General features: G+C 65.0%; 15 protein-coding genes. 4 read left to right on the top strand and 11 right to left on the bottom strand.

The features are described 5' to 3' along the window. Nucleotides 1-11 precede the first annotated feature (11 nt). Together DUGA2_RS02465 and DUGA2_RS02460 are read right to left on the bottom strand one after the other, a co-directional pair. Complete coding sequence (locus DUGA2_RS02465) at nucleotides 12-1,766, bottom strand: allantoate amidohydrolase (protein ID WP_070267013.1); 1,755 nt, start codon at nucleotides 1,764-1,766, stop codon at nucleotides 12-14. Between the two features lie 195 nt (nucleotides 1,767-1,961). Further along, a complete protein-coding gene (locus DUGA2_RS02460; protein WP_070267012.1) occupies nucleotides 1,962-2,900 on the bottom strand; it encodes a LysR family transcriptional regulator in 939 nt (312 codons plus the stop codon). 223 nt (nucleotides 2,901-3,123) lie between these two features. Between DUGA2_RS02460 and DUGA2_RS02455 the strand changes: the two genes are divergently transcribed. The 4 genes from DUGA2_RS02455 to DUGA2_RS02440 all read left to right on the top strand — a co-directional run bounded on the left by DUGA2_RS02455 (nucleotide 3,124) and on the right by DUGA2_RS02440 (nucleotide 8,470). After that, nucleotides 3,124-4,362 (top strand): urate hydroxylase PuuD, encoded by a 1,239-nt coding sequence (locus tag DUGA2_RS02455; protein WP_070267011.1) that lies wholly within the window; start codon nucleotides 3,124-3,126, stop codon nucleotides 4,360-4,362. A gap of 14 nt (nucleotides 4,363-4,376) precedes the next feature. Further along, on the top strand, nucleotides 4,377-6,002 hold the full coding sequence (gene hutH / locus DUGA2_RS02450; protein WP_070267010.1) for a histidine ammonia-lyase: 1,626 nt from the start codon (nucleotides 4,377-4,379) through the stop codon (nucleotides 6,000-6,002). Between the two features lie 213 nt (nucleotides 6,003-6,215). Then, nucleotides 6,216-7,517, top strand: coding sequence for an NCS2 family permease (locus DUGA2_RS02445; protein WP_008448804.1), 1,302 nt, complete (start codon nucleotides 6,216-6,218; stop codon nucleotides 7,515-7,517). A gap of 89 nt (nucleotides 7,518-7,606) precedes the next feature. Beyond that, nucleotides 7,607-8,470, top strand: a complete 864-nt coding sequence (locus DUGA2_RS02440) for an outer envelope protein (protein ID WP_070267009.1) — start codon at nucleotides 7,607-7,609, stop codon at nucleotides 8,468-8,470. Between the two features lie 43 nt (nucleotides 8,471-8,513). Here the strand turns inward: DUGA2_RS02440 and DUGA2_RS02435 are convergent, their stop codons facing one another. The 9 genes from DUGA2_RS02435 to DUGA2_RS02395 all read right to left on the bottom strand — a co-directional run bounded on the left by DUGA2_RS02435 (nucleotide 8,514) and on the right by DUGA2_RS02395 (nucleotide 21,778). Beyond that, a complete protein-coding gene (locus DUGA2_RS02435) occupies nucleotides 8,514-9,674 on the bottom strand; it encodes an MFS transporter (protein ID WP_070267008.1) in 1,161 nt (386 codons plus the stop codon). Between the two features lie 92 nt (nucleotides 9,675-9,766). Further along, nucleotides 9,767-10,351, bottom strand: coding sequence for a violacein biosynthesis enzyme VioE (gene vioE, locus DUGA2_RS02430; protein ID WP_070267007.1), 585 nt, complete (start codon nucleotides 10,349-10,351; stop codon nucleotides 9,767-9,769). A gap of 9 nt (nucleotides 10,352-10,360) precedes the next feature. Further along, the gene (locus tag DUGA2_RS02425; RefSeq protein ID WP_070267006.1) at nucleotides 10,361-11,479 is read right to left on the bottom strand and encodes a tryptophan hydroxylase; all 1,119 of its coding nucleotides are present in this window, start codon (nucleotides 11,477-11,479) and stop codon (nucleotides 10,361-10,363) included. Continuing rightward, a complete protein-coding gene (locus tag DUGA2_RS02420) occupies nucleotides 11,479-12,768 on the bottom strand; it encodes an NAD(P)/FAD-dependent oxidoreductase (RefSeq protein ID WP_070267005.1) in 1,290 nt (429 codons plus the stop codon). The genes DUGA2_RS02425 and DUGA2_RS02420 overlap by 1 nt, the downstream gene beginning before the upstream one ends. A 1-nt stretch (nucleotide 12,769) precedes the next feature. Further along, nucleotides 12,770-15,790 carry an iminophenyl-pyruvate dimer synthase VioB gene (gene vioB / locus DUGA2_RS02415; protein WP_070267004.1) on the bottom strand — a complete coding sequence of 1,007 codons (3,021 nt, stop codon included), beginning with the start codon at nucleotides 15,788-15,790 and terminating at the stop codon, nucleotides 12,770-12,772. Beyond that, on the bottom strand, nucleotides 15,787-17,094 hold the full coding sequence (locus DUGA2_RS02410; protein WP_168167398.1) for an FAD-dependent oxidoreductase: 1,308 nt from the start codon (nucleotides 17,092-17,094) through the stop codon (nucleotides 15,787-15,789). The genes vioB and DUGA2_RS02410 overlap by 4 nt, the downstream gene beginning before the upstream one ends. 448 nt (nucleotides 17,095-17,542) lie before the next feature. Next, on the bottom strand, nucleotides 17,543-19,726 hold the full coding sequence (locus DUGA2_RS02405) for a hybrid sensor histidine kinase/response regulator (RefSeq protein WP_070267002.1): 2,184 nt from the start codon (nucleotides 19,724-19,726) through the stop codon (nucleotides 17,543-17,545). Nucleotide 19,727: 1 nt separating this feature from the next. After that, on the bottom strand, nucleotides 19,728-20,093 hold the full coding sequence (locus tag DUGA2_RS02400) for an Hpt domain-containing protein (RefSeq protein WP_070267001.1): 366 nt from the start codon (nucleotides 20,091-20,093) through the stop codon (nucleotides 19,728-19,730). Next, entirely contained in the window at nucleotides 20,090-21,778 is a 1,689-nt protein-coding gene (locus tag DUGA2_RS02395) for a sensor histidine kinase (protein ID WP_070267000.1), read from the bottom strand. Before DUGA2_RS02395 ends, DUGA2_RS02400 begins: the two co-directional genes overlap by 4 nt. Nucleotides 21,779-21,804: the final 26 nt, after the last annotated feature.

Below are 21,804 nucleotides of genomic sequence, written 5' to 3'. Positions count from 1 at the left end.
GATTGCTCCGCTTACTTGGTTTGGAACTGGCGCAGGAAGTCCAGGAAGATCTGTGCCGATATTTCGGCGTCGTCAGCCGTCATGGTTTCCAGCGGGTTGTGGCTGATGCCGGCGTTGCCGCAACGGGTGAACAGCATGGCGACGTCGGTCATGCGCGCCAGCGCCATGGCGTCGTGGCCGGCGCCCGAGGGCAGTTCGAATACTTCGACGCCGGCGCGCTCGGTGGCGGCGGCAAACTGCTTGACCAGCCATGGCGCGCAAGGCGCTGCGGGAGCCTGCATGATCTTGGTGATCTTGAGGCCGATCTGGCGGCGCGCGCACACGGCTTCCGCCTGATTGAGGATGTCGGTGACGGCGGCGTCGCGCGTGGCGTCGTCGGCGGCGCGGATATCCAGCGACAGTTTGCATGCGCCGGGGATCACGTTGACCGAACCATCCGGCACGTGCAGCTGGCCGACGGTGCCGACCAGCGAACGTTCGCGGCCGCAGCGGTCTTCCACGTACAGCACGATTTCGGCTGCGGCAGCGGCGGCGTCCTTACGCATGATCATCGGCGTGGTACCTGCGTGGCTGGCCAGGCCGGTCAGTTCGACCTGGTAGCGGCAGCTGCCGGCGATGGAGGTAACGACGCCGGTCGGCAGGCCTTTGCCCAGCAATACCGGGCCTTGTTCGATATGGACTTCGACGAAGGCCAGCACGTCTTCCGGCTTGCGGGCGACCGAGGCGATCTTGCTGACGTCATGCCCGGCTGCGGTCAATGCGTCGCGCATGGTGATGCCTTGGGCGTCGGCCTTGTCCAGCAGCGCCATATCGAACTGGCCGATGACGGCGTTGGAACCGAGGAAGGTGCTTTGATAGCGCACGCCTTCTTCTTCCGAGAAGCCGATGATTTCCAGGTCGAAGGGCAGGCGCTCGCCGCGTTCGTGCAGATGCTTGACCACGGCGATGGGCAGCAGGATGCCTTCGCGGCCGTCGTACTTGCCGCCGTTGCGGACGGTGTCGTAGTGGGAGCCGGTCAGCAGGGCCTTGGCGCCCGGCTTGTCCGACTTGTAGCGGCCGACGACGTTGCCGACCGGGTCGATGGCCACTTCCATGCCGGCTTCCTTCATCCACGTCGCCAACTGGGCGGCGGTTTTGCGGTGGGCCTCGGTCATGTAGGCGCAGGTGAGGTTGTCGGCGTCGTCGCTCCAGGCGCCGATGGTTTCCGCCCATTGCATGATGGTGGCGCCGAATTGCAGTTCCACTTGCAGCAGCACGTTCAGGCGCATCTCGGCGATGCGGCCGATCTGGCGCAGGCACTCGGCCAGTTCGTCGTCGCGTTGCGAACGCAGGCGGCGGCTGAAGGCTGCGATGATCTCCTGGCGCGATAGGCCGTTGCCGGTCGGGCCTTTGACGGCGAGGATGAAGGGGAAGCCGAACTTGGTGTTGTAGTCGGCGTTGAGCTTGTGCAGCGTCGCCAGTTCGTCGGCGGTGCAGTGGGTCAGGCCGGCCTGCGCCTGCTCTCCGGTCGATTCGGCCGTCAGCTGGCCGGCCAGTGCTGCCTTGCCGGCCAGCTCCGGGTGGGCGCGCACCAGGTCCAGTTGTTCTTCTTCGGTGGCCGCGCGGACTACGCCTTGCAAGGCCTGCTTCAGCGCGGAGATGGTGGCGAATGGGCGCTGCGCGGCGGCGCGCTGCGGTATCCATGGCGAGTGTTCGTAGAGGCCGTGCAGCAGGGCGGTGAATTCTTCGGCGGTGCTGCGGTTCAGGTGATCTAGTGTGATTGTCATTGTTGTGCAGGCGTAGCCAGTCTCCTCTTGATATAAGGGGAATGATATATGGCGGGGGAGGCTGTTATATACGCTCGCGGCCATAACCGCATTCAGCGCGGGCTTATGGAGAGTGTTGTGGGCGTGCCACGGGTTTACCCCGCACACCGGCAGCAGGGGTCTGACCCCGTGGGGTCAGACCCCATCGGTTTGGGGTTACTTCGCGGTGAGGGCCTGGGCGGCTTGCGTGACCTGGTCGCGCAGCCACTTGTGTTCGGGCGCGTGGTGCACGCGTTCGTGCCACAGCTGGTAGAAGCGCATCGTGGGGAAGCGCACCGGCACGGTGAAGGTCTTGATCGGCAGGTTGCGCTCGTAGAAGCGCAGGTACTGCCTCCCCGTGGTGAGCACCATATCGGTCTGCGTCAGCATGTACGGAATCAGGCTGAAATATGCCGATTCGACCACCACGTTGCGCTGGTAGCCCTGCTGCGCGAGGAAGGTGTCGATCACGCCATGGAAGCCGGGCAGCGTGGGCGAAGGCGCCACGTGGGGCAGGCTCAGATAATCGTCCAGCGTCATGTCGTTGGCGCCGGTGCGCTTGGCATAGGGCGCGTCTGCGCGCATGGCGCAGATGATCGGGTCTTCGAATAGCCGCGACAGGTGCAGGTGCTCGGGCGGCTGCTCCCAATTACCGATCAGCAGATCGAGCTCGCCGTCGGACAGCATGCGGATCGCGTCCACTTCCGCCCCCAGGCTGTGGATGATGACGCGGCTTTTGGGCGATTCGCGTCGCAAGCGCGCCACAACGTTGGGCAGGAATTGAATGTCGAGGTAGTCCGGTGCGCCGATGCGGAAGGTGCGGCCTTCCTCCTTGGATGCGAAGGGCGTCTTGTGCAGGAATAGCTGTCCCACCTCGTCGAGGATGCGTTTGGCGGGCTCCTTCAGGCTCTCGCCGTGCTGGGTGGGCACCATGCCGCGGCCGCCGCGCACCAGCAGCGGATCGCCTGTGAGCTCGCGCAGTTTTTGCAGCGAGGCCGAGATGGAGGGCTGCGTTTGATCCAGTTTCATCGCGACGCGCGAAACGTTTTTCTCGCAGAGGAGCATGTACAGAATACGAATGAGATGCAGGTCTAGGTGGTCGGGTAGTTGTGCCATGTTGGTCTATCTATAACGGTGAGCCTATTTTTAATATACGGCTACTGCCATAAGAAAAGCCAGAATTAGTTTTATCGTTCGTTCCACACCATGCGTGATCTGCGCGTGGTTTTCAATCGGTCGCAGCGGAGCTTTCAACAGTTCGCGGCCAAAAGGGAAATCATCCCAATCGTCTGGAGCGCCCGCGGTGGCAGACGAGCTTAAATCCAATCATGGGGACAACATGGAATTGCTCGCTTACGGCGTGGACTGGCTCAATCTATTGGTGCGCTGGCTGCATCTCATCACGGGGATAGCGTGGATCGGCGCATCCTTTTATTTCGTTTGGCTGGACAACAGCATACGCCCGCCCAAGCCCGGCTCCGACCTGGCGAAGAAGGGCGTGTCCGGCGAACTGTGGGCCGTGCACGGCGGCGGCTTCTACAACCCGCAGAAGTACCTGGTGTCGCCGGCCGAGCTGCCGTCGGACCTGCACTGGTTTAAATGGGAAGCCTATGCCACCTGGATCTCGGGCTTCTCGCTGCTGTTCATCGTTTACTACTTCAACGCCCAGGCGATGATGATCGATAAGTCGGTCGCGGACCTGACGCAGTTCCAGGCGATCGGCGTGGGCCTTGGCTCGCTGCTGGTGGGCTGGATCTTCTACGACGCGCTGTGCCGCTCGCCGCTGGGCCAGAAGGATGGCCTGCTGGGTATCATCATGTTCGTGTTCATCGTCGCCATGGCTTATGTGCTGACCAAGTTCCTGAGCGGCCGTGCTGCCTACATCCACGTTGGCGCCATGATCGGCACCATGATGGTCGGGAATGTGCTGATGCTGATTATCCCGGGCCAGCGCAAGCTGGTGGAGGCTATGGAGCAGGGCAAGTCGCCCGATCCTATCCACGGCAAGAAGGCCAAGCAGCGCTCTGTCCACAACAACTACTTCACGCTGCCGGTGCTGCTCATCATGATCAGCAACCACTATGCGATGACTTACAGCCATGCATACAGCTGGGCGCTGTTGGGCGCGATCATCGCGGCCGGTGTGCTGATTCGCCACTTCTTCAACCTGCGCCATCACGGCCGCACCGCATGGCAGTTCCCTGCTGCCGGTGTGGCGATCCTGGCAGCGGTGGCGGTGGTGATTGCGCCGCGCCCTGCGGCGGCCCCTGCGCCTGCCGTGGCGGGCGATGCTGCCGGTGCGGCCCACGCCAGCGTGTCGGCGCCAGACTTCAACCGAGTGCAGGCCATCGTCAACCAGCGTTGCGTCAGCTGTCACGCTGCGCAGCCTACGCAGCCCGGATTTGCGACTGCGCCGGCCGGCATCATGCTGCACACGCCGGAGCTGATCCACCAGAACGCGGCCAAGATCAACCAGCAGGCCGTGGTGCTGAAGGCTATGCCGATCGGGAATATGACCAACATCACGCCTGAAGAACGCTCCGAACTCGGTGCGTGGTTCGCCGCCGGCGCCAACTGACAAGAAGACAGATCATGACTACTACCACCATCAATGGTTTCAACCTGACCGCCGCCCAAGTGGTCGCCGTCGCCCGCGACCACGCTATCGAAGTGAACCTGGCCGCATCCTCGCGCGCCGCGCTGAAGGAAAGCCGCGACTACATCGAATCCACCTGGATGCACGACGAAGCGCCGATGATGTACAGCTTTAACACCGGCGTCGGCATGCTGAAGGACACCCGCGTCAAGGTGCAGGACATCGTCCTGTTCCAGACGCAGCTGATCAAGGCCCACGCCTGCGGCATGGGCGAGCCGTTCTCCGAAGAAGTCAGCCGCGCCACCATGCTGTTGCGCGCCAACGCCTTCGCCAGCAACTACTCCGCGCCGCGGGTGGAGGTGGTCGACCGCCTGCTGGCCTTCGTCAACGCCGGCATCCATCCGATCATGCCGCAGAAGGGTTCCGTCGGCGCGTCCGGCGACCTGGCGCCGCTGGCTTACCTGGCGGCCGCCATCGCCGGCTTCGACGAGGCGGAAGTGATGTACAAGGGCCGCCGCATGTCGGCACCCGACGCGATCCGCGAATCCAAGGTCGGCCCGGTCGTCTTCGAACTGAAGGCCAAGGATGCCTCGGCGCTGATCAACGGCTGCACCGTCTCGCTGGCGGTGGCGCTGCTGGCCGCCGCCGATGCGCGCAATATGCTGTCCGACGCCTGCCTGTCGCTGGGCCTGACGCTGGAAGCGATGCGCGCCGAGATGTCGGCCTTCGATCCGCGCATCCACGAGGCGCGCCCGCACGCGGGCCAGATCAAGACCGCCGCCATCATCCGCGACCTGCTGGACGGTTCCACCCGCACCACCCACGAAGCGCGCGCCGTGCAGTTCCCGGAAGAGCTGCGCCGCACCGACATCCCGTACACCGCCCGCATCCAGGACGTGTACTCGCTGCGCTGCGCGCCGCAGGTCTACGGCCCGGTGTTCGATGCGCTGGACTATATCGACACCATCCTCGACAAGGAAGTGAACTCCGCCACCGACAACCCGCTCATCTTCGGCAAGGACGGCGGCGGCTTCGAGATCATCTCGGGCGGTAACTTCCACGGCCAGTACCTGGCGCAGGCGATGGACCTGCTGGCGATGGCCGTGGCGGACCTGGGCAGCATCGTCGAGCGCCGCGTCGCGCGGCTGATCGACCCGACGCTGTCGTGGGGCCTGCCGCGCAACCTGATGTCCGGCGTGCGCGGCGTGAACACCGGCTACCCGGTGATGCAATGTTCGCTCAGCTCCCTGGTGATGGAGAACCGCACGCTGTGCATGCCGGGCAGCGTGGACTCGATTCCGGCCAAGGGCAACAGCGAAGACCACGTCTCCAACTCCACCTGGTGTGCGCGCAAGGCCGCAACTGTGGTATCGAACACACAGTACATTGTCGGCGTAGAAATGTTATTGGCCTCCCAGGCGCTGACCATGACAGAAAACCTGTTGCCCGGTTTTGTGCTCGGCAAAGGCACGCAGGCGGCCTACGAATCGGTGCGCAGCCAGATCCCGGCCTGCCTGGACGGCGACCGCTGGCTGCACAACGACCTTGAAGTGGCGCGCTCCTTCATTGTGAGCGGATCGGTGCGCAAGGCCGTGGTATCGAAAATCGGCGAATTCGTTTAAACCGGCGGCACACAGCACAGGGGAGGATCTACAAGGGGCTACGCCGTCATGCGAGACGGCGCGTCCCGACTGTTATAGGCCATAACAGATAGCAGGTATGCCACCAGACTAATTTCACGCAGTGGCCCCTGAGATAAGGTCGATGCCGATTGTTCCCATGTTTAATCGGCGGATGACACACATAAGCAGTTAAAAATAGAACACGGAGACGTTATGTTAATTCTAGAGAAGTACTTCAAGCTGAAAGAGAATGGGACCGATGTGCGCACCGAATTGGTCGCAGGTCTGACCACCTTCCTGACGATGGCTTACATCATCTTCGTCAACCCCTCCATCCTCGGCGACGCCGGCATGCCCAAGGGCGCCGTGTTTGTCGCCACCTGTATCGCGGCCGCATTGGGCTGCCTGATTATGGGCCTGTACGCAAACTATCCGATTGCTATGGCGCCGGGCATGGGGTTGAACGCTTACTTCGCGTATGTGGTGGTCAAGGGCATGGGCATGCCTTGGGAGATGGCGCTGGGCGCGGTCTTCATCTCGGGCTGCCTGTTCCTGTTTGTCAGCGTGTTCAAGCTGCGGGAGATGATCGTCAACGGCATCCCGCATTCGATACGCACCTCGATCACCGTCGGCATCGGCCTGTTCCTGGGCTTGATCTCGCTGAAGAGCGCGGGCATCGTCGTCAGCAGCCCGGAGACGCTGGTCAAGGTCGGCGACCTGCATTCGGCGCCGACGCTGCTGGCCATCGTGGGCTTCTTCATCATCGTCGCGCTGGACCGCCTGAAGGTCAAGGGCGCGATCCTGATCGGCATCCTGGCCGTGACGGTGTTGAGCTTCTTCGTCGCCGGTAACAAGTTCAATGGCGTGGTCGACATGCCGCCTTCGCTGGCGCCGACGCTGTTCAAGCTGGATCTGATGGGCGCGATCTCGGTCGGCCTGCTGAACGTGGTGCTGGTGTTCTTCCTGGTGGAGCTGTTCGACGCCACCGGCACGCTGATGGGCGTGGCCAACCGCGCCGGCCTGCTGGTCAACGGCAAGATGGAGCGCCTGAACAAGGCGCTGATGGCTGACAGTACCGCCATCCTCACCGGTTCGCTGCTCGGTACTTCGAGCACCACGGCCTATATCGAAAGCGCCGCCGGCGTGCAAGCGGGCGGCCGCACCGGCCTGACCGCCGTGGCTGTCGGCGTGCTGTTCCTGGCCTGCCTGTTCATCTCGCCGCTGGCCGGCGTGGTGCCGAGCTACGCCACGGCGCCTGCGCTGCTGTACGTCTCCTGCCTGATGCTGCGCGAACTGGTCGACATCGACTGGTCCGACACCACCGAAAGCGTGCCAGCCGCCATCGCGGCGCTGACCATGCCGTTCACGTACTCGATCGCGCTCGGCGTGGCGTTCGGCTTCATCTCCTACGCGGTGCTGAAGCTGTTGACCGGCCGTGTGCGCGAAGTGCGTCCAGTGATCTGGGCGATCGCTTGCGTGTTCACCTTCAAGTTCGTCTACCTCGGCGCAGGCTGAGGCTTTATCCCTAACGGCTGATACCTGCCGGCGCCTTCCACGGCGCCGGTGGGGACAGTCACGTCCGCATACTTTGGAAAAAAACTACAATGAAAACGAGACAAATTCCGCAACTGTTCTGCATCGCCTTCATGAGCCTGGCCGGCTCGGTCCACGCCGCCGACTGGAGCGACACTTCGGTCAGCTGGCGCTACGGCAGCGATTACCGCGAGCCGTTCAACCCGAACGACATCGCCAAGAACATCGTGGCGCTGACCCACGTCAGCGGCTACAAGTACGGCACCAATTACTTCAACGCCGACTTCCTGATGTCCGATAAAAACGATCCGGCCTCGCTGACGCAGAAGTCCGGCGCCAACGAAGCCTACCTCCTGTACCGCAACACGGTGGACCTGAGCAAGGTGACGGGCAGCGAATACAAGTTCGGCCCGGTGCGCGGACTGGGCATCACGGGCGGCTTCGACGTCAACACCAAGAACGACGTGGGCTACAACTCGCGCAAGCGCATGTTCGTGCTGGGGCCGACTTTTATGTGGGACGTGCCGGCCGGTCACTTCAACACCAGCCTGTTCCTGCTCAACGAGAGCAACGCGCCGAGCGGCGCCTTCCCGCCGATCTCCACCGTCACTGGGCGCTATACCTACAAGACGCATGCGATGCTGTCGTCGGAATGGGGCATCCCGGTGGGTTCGCTGTGGGCCTTCGAGGGCTATGCGAACTTTATCGCGGCCAAGGGCAAGGACGAAGTGGGCAACGATACCGGCGCCGAGACCAATATCGACATGCAGCTGATGTTCGACGCGGGCGCGGCGATGGGCAAGGCGAAGAACACCTTCCGCATCGGCGTTGAGTACCAGTACTGGCGCAACAAGTTCGGCAACACCTCGGCCACCACCGGCGGCCAGGGCTATGTCGCCAAGACGCCGATGATACGGGCCGAGTACCACTTTTAAGCGGCCCCCGCTGAAGTCGGCAGGGCAGCGGGGCGCTGGTGCGTCAGGCCGCCAATGTCCTGCTGCTTCTTTGGCCGACATAGGGCAGCAGGCTGGCCAGTGCCAGCACGGCCAATCCCACGCCGGCCCACAGCGGTGCGCGCAGGCCATATCCGGCCGCGATGCCGGCGCCGCCGATCCACGATCCGGCGGCCAGGCCGATGTTGATCACGGACGTGTGGACGGTGTTGACCAGCGGACCAGGATGCACGGTACGCATCACGCGGGCGATGATGGCGGGGTTCATCGACATGCCGACCAGGCCCGTCACGACGAGCAAGCCGATGCTGATCGCTTGCTCTTGCGCAAAGACGGCGAACAGCGCCAGGCTGATACCCAGCACAATCATGCCCCAGACCATGATCGGTATGGTATATCGGTCCGCATAGCGGCCGACCACGCCGTTGCCCACCACGTTCGCGATGCCATAGATCCCCAGCAGCCATGGAATCGAGGATGCGGGGAAACCGCTGACTTGCGTCAGGATCGGCGTGAAGTAGCTGAACCCGCAGAACACCGCGCCGATGATCAGGGCGCTGCTGGCGTACGCCATCCACAGATGGGGATTCCGGAATTCGGACAGCTCCTTGTCGAGGCTGGCGATCGTGGAGGCCTGGGCGCGGGGCGCCAGCGATGCGACCAGGGCCAACGACAGCGCCGCCAGCACCACCACCAGCCAGAAGCTGGCGCGCCAGCCCAGATGCTGGTCGATCAGCGTGGCGATCGGCACCCCGAGCACGGAAGCGAGCATCAGGCCGCCGATGACGACGGCGGCGGCGCGTCCGCGCGCGGCGGCGCTGACCACATCGGCACAGATCGCCAGCGAGATGCCCATGCACCCGGCCGCCGCCACGCCGCCGGCGATCCGCGCCGCCGCCATGAGGTCGTAGCCGGTCGCCGACGCGGCGGCCGCTTGGGCCGCGATGTACAGGGCCAGCAGGCCCAGCAGCCCGTTCTTGTTACTCACGCGCAGCTTGAGCAGGACGATGGTGGCCAGCGGGCCGCCGATCACCATGCCCATGGCGTACAGGGAGATCAGGTAGCCGATGCGGTCGACCGGCACTTGCATGGCCGAGGCCAGCGACGGCATCAGGCCGGCCACCATGAATTCGGAGGTCGTCAATGAGAAGATGGTCAATCCCAGGATGTAGACTATTAACGGCATACAGGCTTTCTTCGAGAATGGGGGAGTCAGGTGACTGATGGAGCTTGCGGGGAGAGCCAACGGCCCCAGCGGGCTGGGGCCGTTGGCTGCCGTCACGCCAGCGCGGCTTCGGCTGCCGCCGCCATGAACACGCTGTCGGAAATGGCGCCGGTCGCGAAGTTCGGAAAGTCGCGTACCGACTGATGCAGCGGGTCGTTGCCCGTGACCATGCGCAGCAGGCGGTTGCTGCCTGCCTGCAGGTAGAACACCGACGCCGCCTTGCCCGGCGGCGCCACCACCCAGGCGTCGGCCGGCTGGCCCAGCACGGTGTGCCGGCCGTCATGACGGGCGCCACCGTCCAGCAAGATCGCCTGCGGCAGGAATAGCTGATGGAACGGCGTCACCTCGTCGGCGAGCGCCGTTGCCTGCAGCTGCGATTCCTGCGTGGCATATGCCACCTTCTGCTTGCGGCTTTGCTCGCGCCGCACGTCGCCGATTTCCGACATCCACAGCCGGTGTCCCTTCTCTTTTTCCGGCCAGGGATTGAACAGGCCGTCGATACGGCAGATGTTGCGCGCATAGTCGAACCAGCAGTAGCCGGAGGTCAGCTGGTCTTCGTCCCGCATCGGCGACCAATAGGAGATGTAGGCGCTATTCCATTGCATCGGCAGCAGCGGCGGCTGGGCGTAGATGGGCATGGCGGCTCCCTAGCGTCCGAGGGCGTAGCCGAGGGTGGCCATCAGCGCGTCTTGCAGAGGCGGCAAGTCCTTGCGGCGGGCGTCGAAACTGGCGGTCAGCTCCTCATTGCTCAAGCCGATGCGCTCGCCGACGCTTTCGAACCAGAGGCGGCTGCTGTCGGCGTGGTCCTTGAACAGCCGCACCAGCGGCACGGCGCGCGCATTGAAGCTGTCCAGGCCGGCGGCGATGCCGGTTTCGGCGCCGAGCGTCTTCGCCAGCAGCAGGGCAGTCACCACCGCCATCGTGGTGCCATGGCCGATCGAGAAGTGGCCGGACTGCAGCGCATCGCCGATCGCCACGAACTTGCCGTCGCGGGCCGCCTCGCGGCTGACGGTCATGAAGTTGCGCCATCCCTGGCCCGGCTGGCTGATCAGCTCATGCCCGTCCAGTTCCGGCTGGAAGACACGGGCCAGATAGGCGGCCGCTTCGCGCTCGGTGCGGCTGGCCAGTTCGGCCCTGGCGTAGGCCTGCTCGCTGCACTCGACGATAAAGGTGCTCATCGTGGACGAGTATTTGTAGGCGTGGCCCATGAAGATGCCGTGGTCGTTGCGGCGGAACACCAGGTTCATCTGATCGAACGGCTGGGTGGTGCCGTACCACATGTATTTGTTGAGGCCGAACTCGGTCTGCGGCGCCAGCGCCTGCGGCAGCTCCAGCGACTTGTGATTGACGCCGTTGGCGAGCACCACCAGATCGTAGTCCGCTTCCAGTTGCGCCTTGCTTTCCGGCGCCACCTGGTAACGCACCGGAATGCCGTCCGCCACGCACCGGGCGCGCAGCGCCTGCACCAGCGCGCGCCGTTCGACGCCGCACAGGGTGATGCCGGTGCTCATCAAGTTGGGCTGGTCGTTGTGCACCAGCTTGAATTCTTCCAGGTATTGCGGGTCGAGCCGTTCGGGCTGCTCCAGGTAGGACAGCGGGTTGGCGGGATGGCGCGGCGGCCGGCCCGGCAGCACCACACCCCAGCCAGCGACTTCTTCCGGCGTGTTTTTTTCAGCGATGCTGATATCCCAGCCGGGCTGAAATTGTTTCAGTTGACTGGCAAAAATGAGGCCTGCCGGCCCGGCGCCGATGACGAGAATTTTCATTAATTTACCCTTCCAAGTTTGTACCAAACGTTTTGTTTTTGCTGGATTTGTTTCAACTCATCGTAAGGAACCGATGTGAAGTACAGTTTCTCCGCCATGTCGGGCGGATAAACACGGGGGAATTTCTTGTGCATGTAGCGGGTGTACCGGGTCTGCAGGAAGAAAATCAGATTCGGGTTGCTCAGCGCTTCGTAGTTGGCGATCGCCATGTCCTGCATGGCGTCGGCCTGCACCTTGCGCTGGCGGGTGAATTCGGCCAGCACCTGGGCCGGCGTCTCGCCATGCCGGTCCAGCAGGGTGACGAAGACGTACACGTCCTCCAGCGCCATGTTCATGCCCTGGCCGAGGAAGGGCGCGGTGGCGTGCGCCGAATCGCCGAGCAGCAGCACATTGCCCTTGTAGTGGAAGGTATTGGAGCGAACGTTGATCAGATCGTTGCTGGGCAGGGCCATGAACTGGTCCACCAGCGACTGCCGGCTGGCCTCGGGCAGGCTGCCGAAGTAGCGCGCGAAGAACTCGCCCATGGCCTCGCGGTTCAGCGTGGCCAGGCTCGGCGTGCCGGTGTAGGGCAGGCAGATGGCAAAGCTGATGCTGCCGTCCGGGATGGTGGCGGCGCGGCCGGCAAACAGCCCCTTGGAATCCATGCCGAAGAAGTACAGCAGATCCTTCCTGAAGCCCAGTTCCGCGGCGTTGGGCAGCACCAGGGTCTTGTAGCCGTGGCGGAAAAAACTCTGGCGGAATTCGAAGCGCCGCATGCCGGCCTGCATGGCGCGCCGCACCGCCGAATGCGCGCCGTCGGCGCCGATGATCAGGTCGCCCTGCAGCTGTTGCACGGCGCCGTCCGGTCCCTGGACCAGCACGGTCTTCCGGTCCAGGTCGACGTCCAGGCATTTGTGCTCGAACGAGTACCTCACCTGATGCAAGGCTGCGTGCTTGTTGAGCAGCCGCTGGAACGCCGTGCGGTCCAGCGACAGGGGGAACAAGCCTTCGAGCGGGGTCAGTTCGCGCACCTTGTAGCTGCCGCGCACGGAAAACGCCATGCCCACGATGGGCTCGCCGCACTGGTCCAGCTCCTGCTTGCTGATGCCGGCTGCCAGCACGGCCTTGATGCCGCGCACCGTCATGCTGACGCCGATGGCGCGCGAGGCCACCGGATCGGCGTTGGCCGCCGGCGGTGCCAGCGGGTCGCCGCGTTTTTCGATCACGTGGACCTGGTGCCCGCGCTGCGCCAGATAGATGGCGGCCAGGCTGCCCGCCAGCCCGCCACCGACGATAATGATTTTATACATTTCAAGCCTCCCTAGACATCTTTCCCCGAGATAAATCGGTCAATTGTTGATTGAAGAATTCCAACATTTCGATCTGCGCCGTGCCGACCACGCCGGCCTCCAGGCCGCGCGCATACTGCGCCCATGTCAGGCATTGCTGCGCGAGCTCGGCACATCCCCGCTGGTAATCGCCGCTGACGGCGGTGGCCGGAGGCGTCGGCACCGGCGGTCCGGCGTTGCGGCCGGGCACGCCGGACGGCATGTTGACCAGGGCGGTCGACAGCGGCCGCAGCAGGCCGGTCATGATGTCGATGGCGGCGTTCATCAGGCGCGAGCGGCGCAGGCTGCCCAGCGGCTGCTGGGCGAAATGGTGCGCCATCATGGCGAAGGTCAACTCGTAGCAGCCCTGGTACAGCTGCATCAGCGAACGCGCCTGCGGATCGGTGACAACGGTGCAGTCGGCGCGCGCGGCCAGCACGGGATTTTTCAGCGCCGGCAACGCCGGTTCGAACGGCTTGCCGCGCGTCGAGAAGCGGCCGGCCAGCGCGCGCAGCCGGTGGAAGTGGGACGAATCGAAATGCGGCGAATCGACCGCCACGCCTTCGCCTTGCTCGGTGACGAAGTCGATCGCGAACAGTGCGCTGTCGCGGTCGCTCACTTCCAGCTGGTAGGCGGGATACTCGCGGTTGGTGAGCTCCTTGAGGAACAGATGGTGTTCGCCGCCGCGCTTGCCGGCGCCGCCTTCGAACAGGTCCGGTAGGGCGCCCAGCGCCTGGCGGATGGCGGTATAGAAGGTCGCGATCGATTTTCCCGGCGTCGGGATATAGTCCGGCCATTCGAAGCGCACGAACCTGGCCAGCACGTGTTCGGAAAACGGTTCATACGCAAACTCCGTGTCCAGCCCGAAGCGTTCGCGGGCCCGCTCGCCCAGCAACGGGGTGCCGCCATAGAACGGCTGGCCGAGCGCCATCAGCACGTTGTTGATCAACAGATAGTGAATCATTTCCTCGTGGGCGATTTCCAGCAGCGCGCCGCGGGCACCGCTGTTGCGGCGCCGGTCCTCGGTGCCGCAAGCCAGTTCCAGCTCGTCCGCCAGCCAGCGGCCGGCGTCGACCAGGCGCGCGCCCTGTTCGAAGTTGGGAATGGAATACGCGGCGTACAGGTATTGCAGCATCAGCGACAGTTCCAGGTCGACCGCTTTTTTCAGCTCTTCGATCAGCGCCGCCTTGCAGCCGATGGCGGGCGCCGCCGCGGCCGGTTGCGGCGGCGCGGTCCTGGCGGCCGCTTCGATATTGCTCAGGTATTTCAGGAACAGCCGCGACTTCGGCAACGACAGTTCGCGCGTGCTGGGCATGTAATAGCTTTTGTCGCGGTTCTGCGGATCGCACATTTGCCACATCAGGCGCGCGTAGGTTTCGCACTTGCACTGGTCCGCCAGGCTGAACACCTTGTCCGACATGAAGGGATACAGCAGTTCGTAGTAGCTCATCACGTGGCGGTAGAGGAAGGCGTAATCGACCTGCGCGGCCGGGACGTCGTCCAGCTGCCAGTCGTCGGGCAGTACGCGGACGCCGATGAACTGGCGCTCGCCGCCTTCGCCCAGCACGATGCGGGTGGCGCCGGCCCGCAGGCCGGTGACGGTCAGGTCGGCGTAGCCGCTGCCCAGCGCGGATTCCTGCAGCCGTACATCCAGCAGCCTGCCGTCCTCCGCGCCGACCGCCGGCGCCGGATGCGCCTGCAGCTGGCCGCGGAAGCGGCTCTGGATGGCGATCGTCTGCGGAAAGTCCTGCTGCCTCTGCAGGTGGGGCGATTCGAGATACAGCTGGTTGTGGTCGGACTGCAGCACCCAGTCGGCCTCGCGCCATTGCGCCAGGGCGCTGCCCAGGCTTAGCGAACCGGCGGCGGCCTCGGCGTGCCGCAGCGGCACATCGAAGATGCCATGGTGGCGCCAGTGGTCCAGGTACAGTTGCTCGGGGATGCGGGCCAGCAGCGCACCGCCTTCGCCATGCAGCAGCAGATCGCCCAGGGCCTGCTTGGCGCCCAGCGCATGGGTCGGATGCTGTTCGGACACGGGGCGGTCGGCGCGCGTGGTGAACGGCACCGCGGTCGGCATGTTGATGGCAATCCGGTCCGCGTGGACCTTGACCAGCACCGGCCCCAGACTGCCCTGGCCCGGCAGGAGCAGGCGGCCGGCGGGGTAGGTGGCCAGCTCGTCGCGGCGCCACAGGCCGATGCTGCCGGCCAGGTCGTAGAACACCGGCATGTCGGGCTGGCGCGGTGTCGACATATTGAACAGGGCATACTGCACCGTCAGTCCCAGCACATCGTCGTCGGCCAGCGCCTGCTGCAGGGCGCGCAGGCTGGCCGGCAGCGGCGTGTCGCCGAGGAAGGCAAAATGCGGGTCGTGCTTCGACACGGAGAACTGGAACAGCCGGGAACGGCCGAACTCGTCGTCGAGGAAATGTCCGCTGCGTTCAGTGATGTGGCCGTTGCCCAGCCAGCGCACCGTATGCGCTTGGGGTATATCCGCAGAGAACAGGTTGGGGGTGTTCGGGCTGGCGTCCTTGCCGCTCAGCGTGAACTGGCCGGCGTAGATCACCGTGGTGTCCGGCTGGCCGGGGTTGTTGTCGACCCATCTGGCGCGGTTGAACGTGGTGCGCAGATAGTCGTTGTAATGTCCCCATAGGCCCAGCCTGGCGCCCACCAGCGCGTCTTCGGTATCGACTTCGTCCTGGCGCAATTGCACGCCGGTGATCCTGGCGTTCTCCCATGAAAAATGATTGTTGCCGCAAAAATTGTAGCCCGCAGCCTGGCTGAAGATGCCTTGCGGATCCTGCTGGCCCTCGGCGTTGAAGCGCGGGGCCAGCGCTCTCAGGTGCTGATGGAATTCGGCTGGCGGCCGGCTCAAATCGAATGGCCGCCCCGCCATCGACACCGTATTGGTGGCGATATCGATGTGACCGTGCGTGTTGCGATTGGCGGTGGGCACATTGGCGCGGGCGTAGCCACGAAAGTGAAAGCGGGGAAAATCGAGCAGGCTCATACGCGCTCGGCGGTCGGGGTGGCGAGCGACTCGTCGTCGTTCGAGGCGTCGGCCAGCTGGTGCAGCCGCTCCAGCAGCAGGTCGCTGGCTTGCCGGGAGCTGATCAGGCTGCCTTCCATCCACCCGCAGTGCGGGGTGTAGGCGTCCGAGCAGGCGATGATGCCGTCCCGGTGCAGCAGCGCGGTGGGGTGTTCGGTTGCCGTCTCCAGGCAAAATTCCACACCGTGCGGCCAATGCTTGTAAAAGTGCTCCTTGATCGGCGGCAGCGGCTGTCCATTGAGCGGCAATACTTCCTGCAAATGACGGCGGACATGTTCCAGGTAGACATCCTCGCCTTGTTCCAGACAGTCCCGCCAATACGTGGCGCTTTGGCTATCGTTGTAGAACAACAGGTATTTGTCGCCCTTGAAGTAGACCTTGCGCAGAGGATTGTCGGCCATCAGCACTTTATCGGTCAGCCCCAGCGCCTGCCACCACGGCTGGTCGAATATCAGGAAGCCCTTGAACAAGGGCAGCGAATCGTATTGATACGGACTCCAGCCGGAGCGCAGGTCCAGGTTCAGCCGCGCCATCGCGGTGGGCGGGATGGCCATGATCAGATGGCGCGCCCGGTGCACCTGCGTGTCGCCCATATGGTTGAAGGCAAGCAGGTAGTCGGCGCCGGACTTGTCGACCGACAGCAGGCGATGCTTGAAGCGGAACTCCACCCCGCCTGCCTGTGCCTTGCCCTGTTGCTGGGCCAGCAATTGGCTGTAGCCTTCGGTGGCATACAGCCAGTCGTTGGCGGCGTTCTCTGTCAGGCTTTGGGTTTCCGGATGCTTTTTGATGATGTCGTAGGCCATGGCCGCCGACACCGCGGGCAGGCGCAAGGCGTCGTAGCCGGTGGCCTGGACGATGCGGGCCGCCTCGGCAGGACCGAGGTAATGGCCGAGAAAGTCCAGGAACGATTCGTCCGGATGTTCGCGCAGCATAGGCAGCAGGCCGTGCAGGGTGGCTTTCAGTTTTTCTTCCATGCGGTCGTTGAATACCGCCTCGGTGAACGGGTAGACCGCATGCGGCAGCCCGCTGCCTTGCATCAGCTGCTGGAAGTTCGGATGGAGTTGCGGCGAGTAGCGCGCGGCGCCCAGTTCGGCGATCTCCTCGCGGTCGATCTCGCGCGACTGGATACGGCCGCCCACCGAGGCATTCAGGTCGAATACCCGGATGCGTAAATGCTTGGCGATGGAGGCGGCGATCAGGCGGGTGGCGCATGTCAGGCCGCCGATACCGGCGCCGACTATGCAAATGTCAGAATAATTTGTCATCCAGATTTCCCTTAAGTGAATCAAGAACCGTCTCCCCACGTGCGCTCCTGGCGGCTTGTAATTCGCGAAGAGCAATGCCCCGATTTTTGGCGTGACTGGTGGGTTGAAGGAATGGTCGATTGGGTAGTTTCTGTCTCGCGTTCCGTTGCCTACATGACGATTGGGTTACGGAAAACTAAGTGCTGTTTGCACATTCACCAGTCAACAAATTGCGTATTGGTAAACGTTGATCAAAGAATATCCCCGAGTAATTGCCCGTGATTTGATAAATATCAAGCTGAGTTCGCTTAATGCGGAGCGGCTTGCGTGACGGAATGGACGGCGGAGGGGGCGGCGGAGGTGTTGCTGCTGGGCGCCGGCCTCCCTGGTTTGCTGGCGCAAACCGGCGTCGCCGTTGAGCCGGGCACGAGCGGTTGGTGCTGCAAGCCGATAGCGCCTGTCCCGGCGATTAACTGGTGTGGCGCGCCAGCACGGCGCTGAATGCCGCAAAGGTGAAGGGCTTGGTCAGGTAGTCGTCGGCGCCGGCTTCCAGGCAGCGCTCGCGGTCGCCGTCGATGGCGCTGGCAGTCAGCGCGATGACCGGCGTGCGCGCCAGGCCCAGCGCCGCCTCGCGCGCGCGCATGCGGCGGCATGCCTCGTAGCCGTCCATCACCGGCATCATGCAGTCCATGAGCACCAGGTCGTACACGGCGCCGTCGAGTGCGTCCAGCGCCTGCTGGCCATTGTGGGCCTCGTCGGCTTCCCAGCCCAGCTTGTGCAGGAGGATGCGCGCCAGCTGACGGTTCATCTCGGTATCCTCGACCAGCAACACGCGCCTGCCTGCGCCCTGCGGCGCGGCCACCGCCACCGGGGCGGCCGCCGCCGGCGCCTCATCAAGCAGGCGCGCGGGCAATTCGAAGGTGAAGGTCGCGCCTTCGCCGGGGGCGCTGCGGCAGGCGATGCTGCCACCCATCAGTTCCACCAGCCGCTTGCAGATCGCCAGCCCCAGTCCGGTGCCGCCATACTGGCTGCTGATGCTCTGGTCGGCCTGGCTGAACGGCTCGAACAGGCGCTGCTGGCCGGCGGCGCTGATGCCGATGCCGGCGTCGCTGACGGCGTAGCGCAGCAGCCAGCGCTTGCCGTCATCCAACGGGACCGCGCTGAATTCAATCAGGATGACGCCGGCTTCGGTGAATTTGATGGCGTTGCTCAGCAAGTTGCCGAGGATTTGCCGCACCCGCGCCGGGTCGCCTTCGACCATGCCGGGCAGGGCGACGGCGCAGGTGTCGATCCGCAAGCCCTTGCGCTGGGCGCCGGCCTGGTGCAGCGCCACCACCTGGGCGATCAGCTGGCTGGGTTCGTATGCATGGCAGTCGAGCGCCAGATGGCCCGATTCGACCTTGGAGAAATCCAGCACGTCGTTGATGATGGCCAGCAGTTCCACCGTCCCCTGATGCACATTGGCGGCATAGGAGCGCTGGGTGTCGTCCAGCTCAGTACCCAGCATCAGCTCGGACATGCCGAGGATGCCGTTCATGGGCGTGCGGATTTCATGGCTCATCATCGCCAGGAAGCGCGACTTGGCCTCGCTGGCGGCGTCGGCGCGGGCCTTGAGCTCCAGTGCGGCCTCGGCGTCGCGCTCGCGCCGCTTGATCAGCACCGCCATCAGCCGGAAGGCCACCAGCACCGCGCCCATGCTGATCAGCGCGACCGCGCACAGCAGGCGAACATTGCTCCACCAGCCGCGCAGCAGCATTTCCTCGGTGATGGTGGCGTTGATGATCAGCGGATAGTCGCGCACCCTGCGCACCGCCCCCATGCGCGCGATGCGCTGATGGCCGGTGGCCGCGCGCGGGCTGTCGGTCAGCACCACGTCGTGTTGCTTGCCTTCGCTGATGACCTGGTAGGTCGTGCCGGAACGTATCTGCTTGCCGATTAACCCGTCGGTCAGCGGCCAACGCGTCAGCAAGGTGAAATCGTCGCGGTACAGCGAGATCGACGCCTGCTCACCGAGGTTGACGTTGTGGAAAAAGTCGGCGAAGAAGTCGCAGGACACCCCCACCAGCAGCACGCCGGCAAAGCGGCCCGCGGCATCGTCGAGGCGGCGGCTGACGTAGAAGGTCCAGCGGCCGTTGCCCTTGTTGCGCACCGGCGCGCTGAGAAACGGCGCCGGCCCCGGATGCTCGCGGTGGTGCTCGAAGTAGTCGCGGTCGGCCAGGTTGATCGGCGGCGCCGGGTAGCTGCGGGTGAAATTGAGCAGCTTGCCATTGGCGTCGAGCAGCGAGGCGACGCCGATCTGCGGCAGGCTGCTGATCTGGTCCCGCATGGCGCGCTGCACCGCCTCGCCGCTCAGTGCGGCGCGGTCGCCGGCAGGGACGCTCTCGGCCAGCGCGGTCAGGCTGTCGAGCAGCTGGAAGCTGGCCGCCATGGTTTGCGCGGTGTTCTCGGCCAGGACCAGCGTCAGGTTTTCGAGGTCGCCGCGCCAGCCGTTGATCTCGTGCTCGCGCAGCATCCAGGCCGAGCCGATGCTGGTCAGGCCGAGCAGCAGCAACAGGCTGCCGCAGATCAGCGCGGTGGCGCGGCGCGCACTCAGGCGGGCCCAGCGCCGGCGTTCGACGCCGTCCGGCGCGGCGGCAACGGTGTGCGCGCCCATGTCAGGCGCCGCCGTAGGCAGGGTCGTCCAGGCTCAGCGCCACTTCGCGGCACACCTGCTCGAAGCACGGCATCCATGCAGCCGTCGCCGACGCCGGCATCGGCTGCAGCAGCCGGGCCGCCGTTTCCAGTTGCTGCAGCAGGGCGATCATCTCGGCGGCGCCGATCAGCCCGGCCATGCCCTTGAGGGCGTGGCTGTGGCGGCCGATGGCGGCGTGCTGGCCGTCGGCCAGCGCCCGCTGCAGCTGGACCGCGATGGGGGCGGCGTGGTCGAGAAAGGTTTGCGACAGCATCTTGAAACTGGCGCCGTCGCCGGCGGCCACCATCAGCACGGAGGGATCGATGGCCTGGTAGGTGACGCCGCTCATGCCGACACCTCGCCCGTGGCCACCTGCTGCGCGGCGCCGCGCGGCAGCCGCAGGAAGGGCAGCGACACGGCGAACACCGAGCCGTTGTCGTCGCTGTGTTCGAGCTTGATGCGGCCGTCCATCAGCCGCACCAGCTGGGCGGCGATCGCCAGTCCCAGGCCGGCGCCGTCCTTGGCGCGGGTGCTGCTGTCGTCGCCGGTGCTGAAGCGTTCAAACAGGCGCGGACGCACTGCGGCAGGCACGCCGGTGCCGCTGTCCTGCACGCGGAATTCCAGCCGCGAAGGCGCGGCGTTCACCTGCAGCCGCACCTGCCCCGAGGCGGTGGCGTCGACCGCGTTGCGCAGCAGGATGTCGAGTATGCGCAGCAGTTTGGCGCGGTCGCACACATAGTGCTCGGGCAAGCCGGGCGCTAGCACCAGCTCCAGCCGCAGGCCGCGCGCGGCGGCGGCGCTGCGCTGGCCCTCCAGCGCCTGCTGCGCCAGCTCGCCCAGCGCTTCCTTGTGCAGCGACAGCCGGGCCTGGCCGGATTCCAGCCCGCTCAGTTCCAGCACCGCTTCGACCAGCCCGAGCAGGCGCAGGCCGCATTCATGGATGGCGCCGGCAAAGCCGCCCTGGCGTCCGCCGGCGAACTCGGCCTGCAGCAGTTCGGCGTAGCCGAGGATGCCGTTCAACGGCGTGCGCAGCTCGTGCGACATATTCGACAGGAAGCGCGACTTGGCGCGGCTGGCGGCATGGGCCTGTTCGCGGCTGGCGATCAGGCGGCCGATCAGCACGATCAGGCCGGCGGTGAAGGCCAGCACCACGGCGGTCGAGGCGGCGGCGAGCAGCAGCGCCTGGCGCCGGTGTTGGACATAGCCGGCCATGGTTTCCTCGCGGTCCAGGCCGACCACGGCGTACAGCGGCAGATTGCGCAGCCGGGCGTAGGCGTAGAAGCGGCGGCGGCCGTCGATCGGGCCGCTGAGCAGCCCGTCGCCGCGCACGCCGGCCCGCATGGCGGCGAACAGATCGCTGGCGTGGATATCCTGGCCCAGGCTCTCGTTCTTGCCGACCCGGCGCGCGCGCACCACGCCGTCCTCGCCGACCAGCGCGATCGAGCCGTGGCCGCCGACGTCGATGTCGCCATACAGCCGGGTGAAATAGGCGGGGTCCAGCGACACCACGACCACGCCGTTGAAGCTGCCGTCGGGCTTGCTGATGCGGCGCGTCATCTGCAGCGACCATTTGTGCGACACCCGGCCCAGCACCGGCTGGCTGATGTAGAGCTGGTCGGGGCCGGCCGGCAGGTGCACGCGGATATGCGGGCGATCGCCGAGGTTGGTGGTCTTGAAAGGCTGGGTCGACAGCACGACATCGGCGCGCTGGTCGACGATGGTGAACAGATGGTAGAGGTCGCTAGGGCCGAGGCCGGAACGCAGCTCCTGCTCGATGTCGAGGCGGGAGCCCAGGCTGTTGTAGCGGTGACGCAGGAAGATCACCGCCTGGTCGGCGGCGGCGATGGTGCGGCTGGCGTGTTCGTCGAAAAGACGCACCAGGTCGCGCGCCTCGCGCTCGGCGCCGGCGACCTCCTGGCGCTCTTCGGCCGCCAGTTGTGTCAGCGTCACGGCCCAGGTGGCGCCGATCAGCAACACGGCGAACAACGCCAGCAGCCAGCGGACATCGAGACGACGGAGTAGGGAGGACCGCATCGTACGCTCCTTGCCTGCTGGCCGGC

The organism is Duganella sp. HH101 (assembly GCF_001758795.1).
Lineage (GTDB): Bacteria > Pseudomonadota > Gammaproteobacteria > Burkholderiales > Burkholderiaceae_D > Rugamonas > Rugamonas rivuli.
Note: the sequence above shows the minus strand (reverse complement) of the source record. Positions and strands in the feature narration are given on the sequence as shown.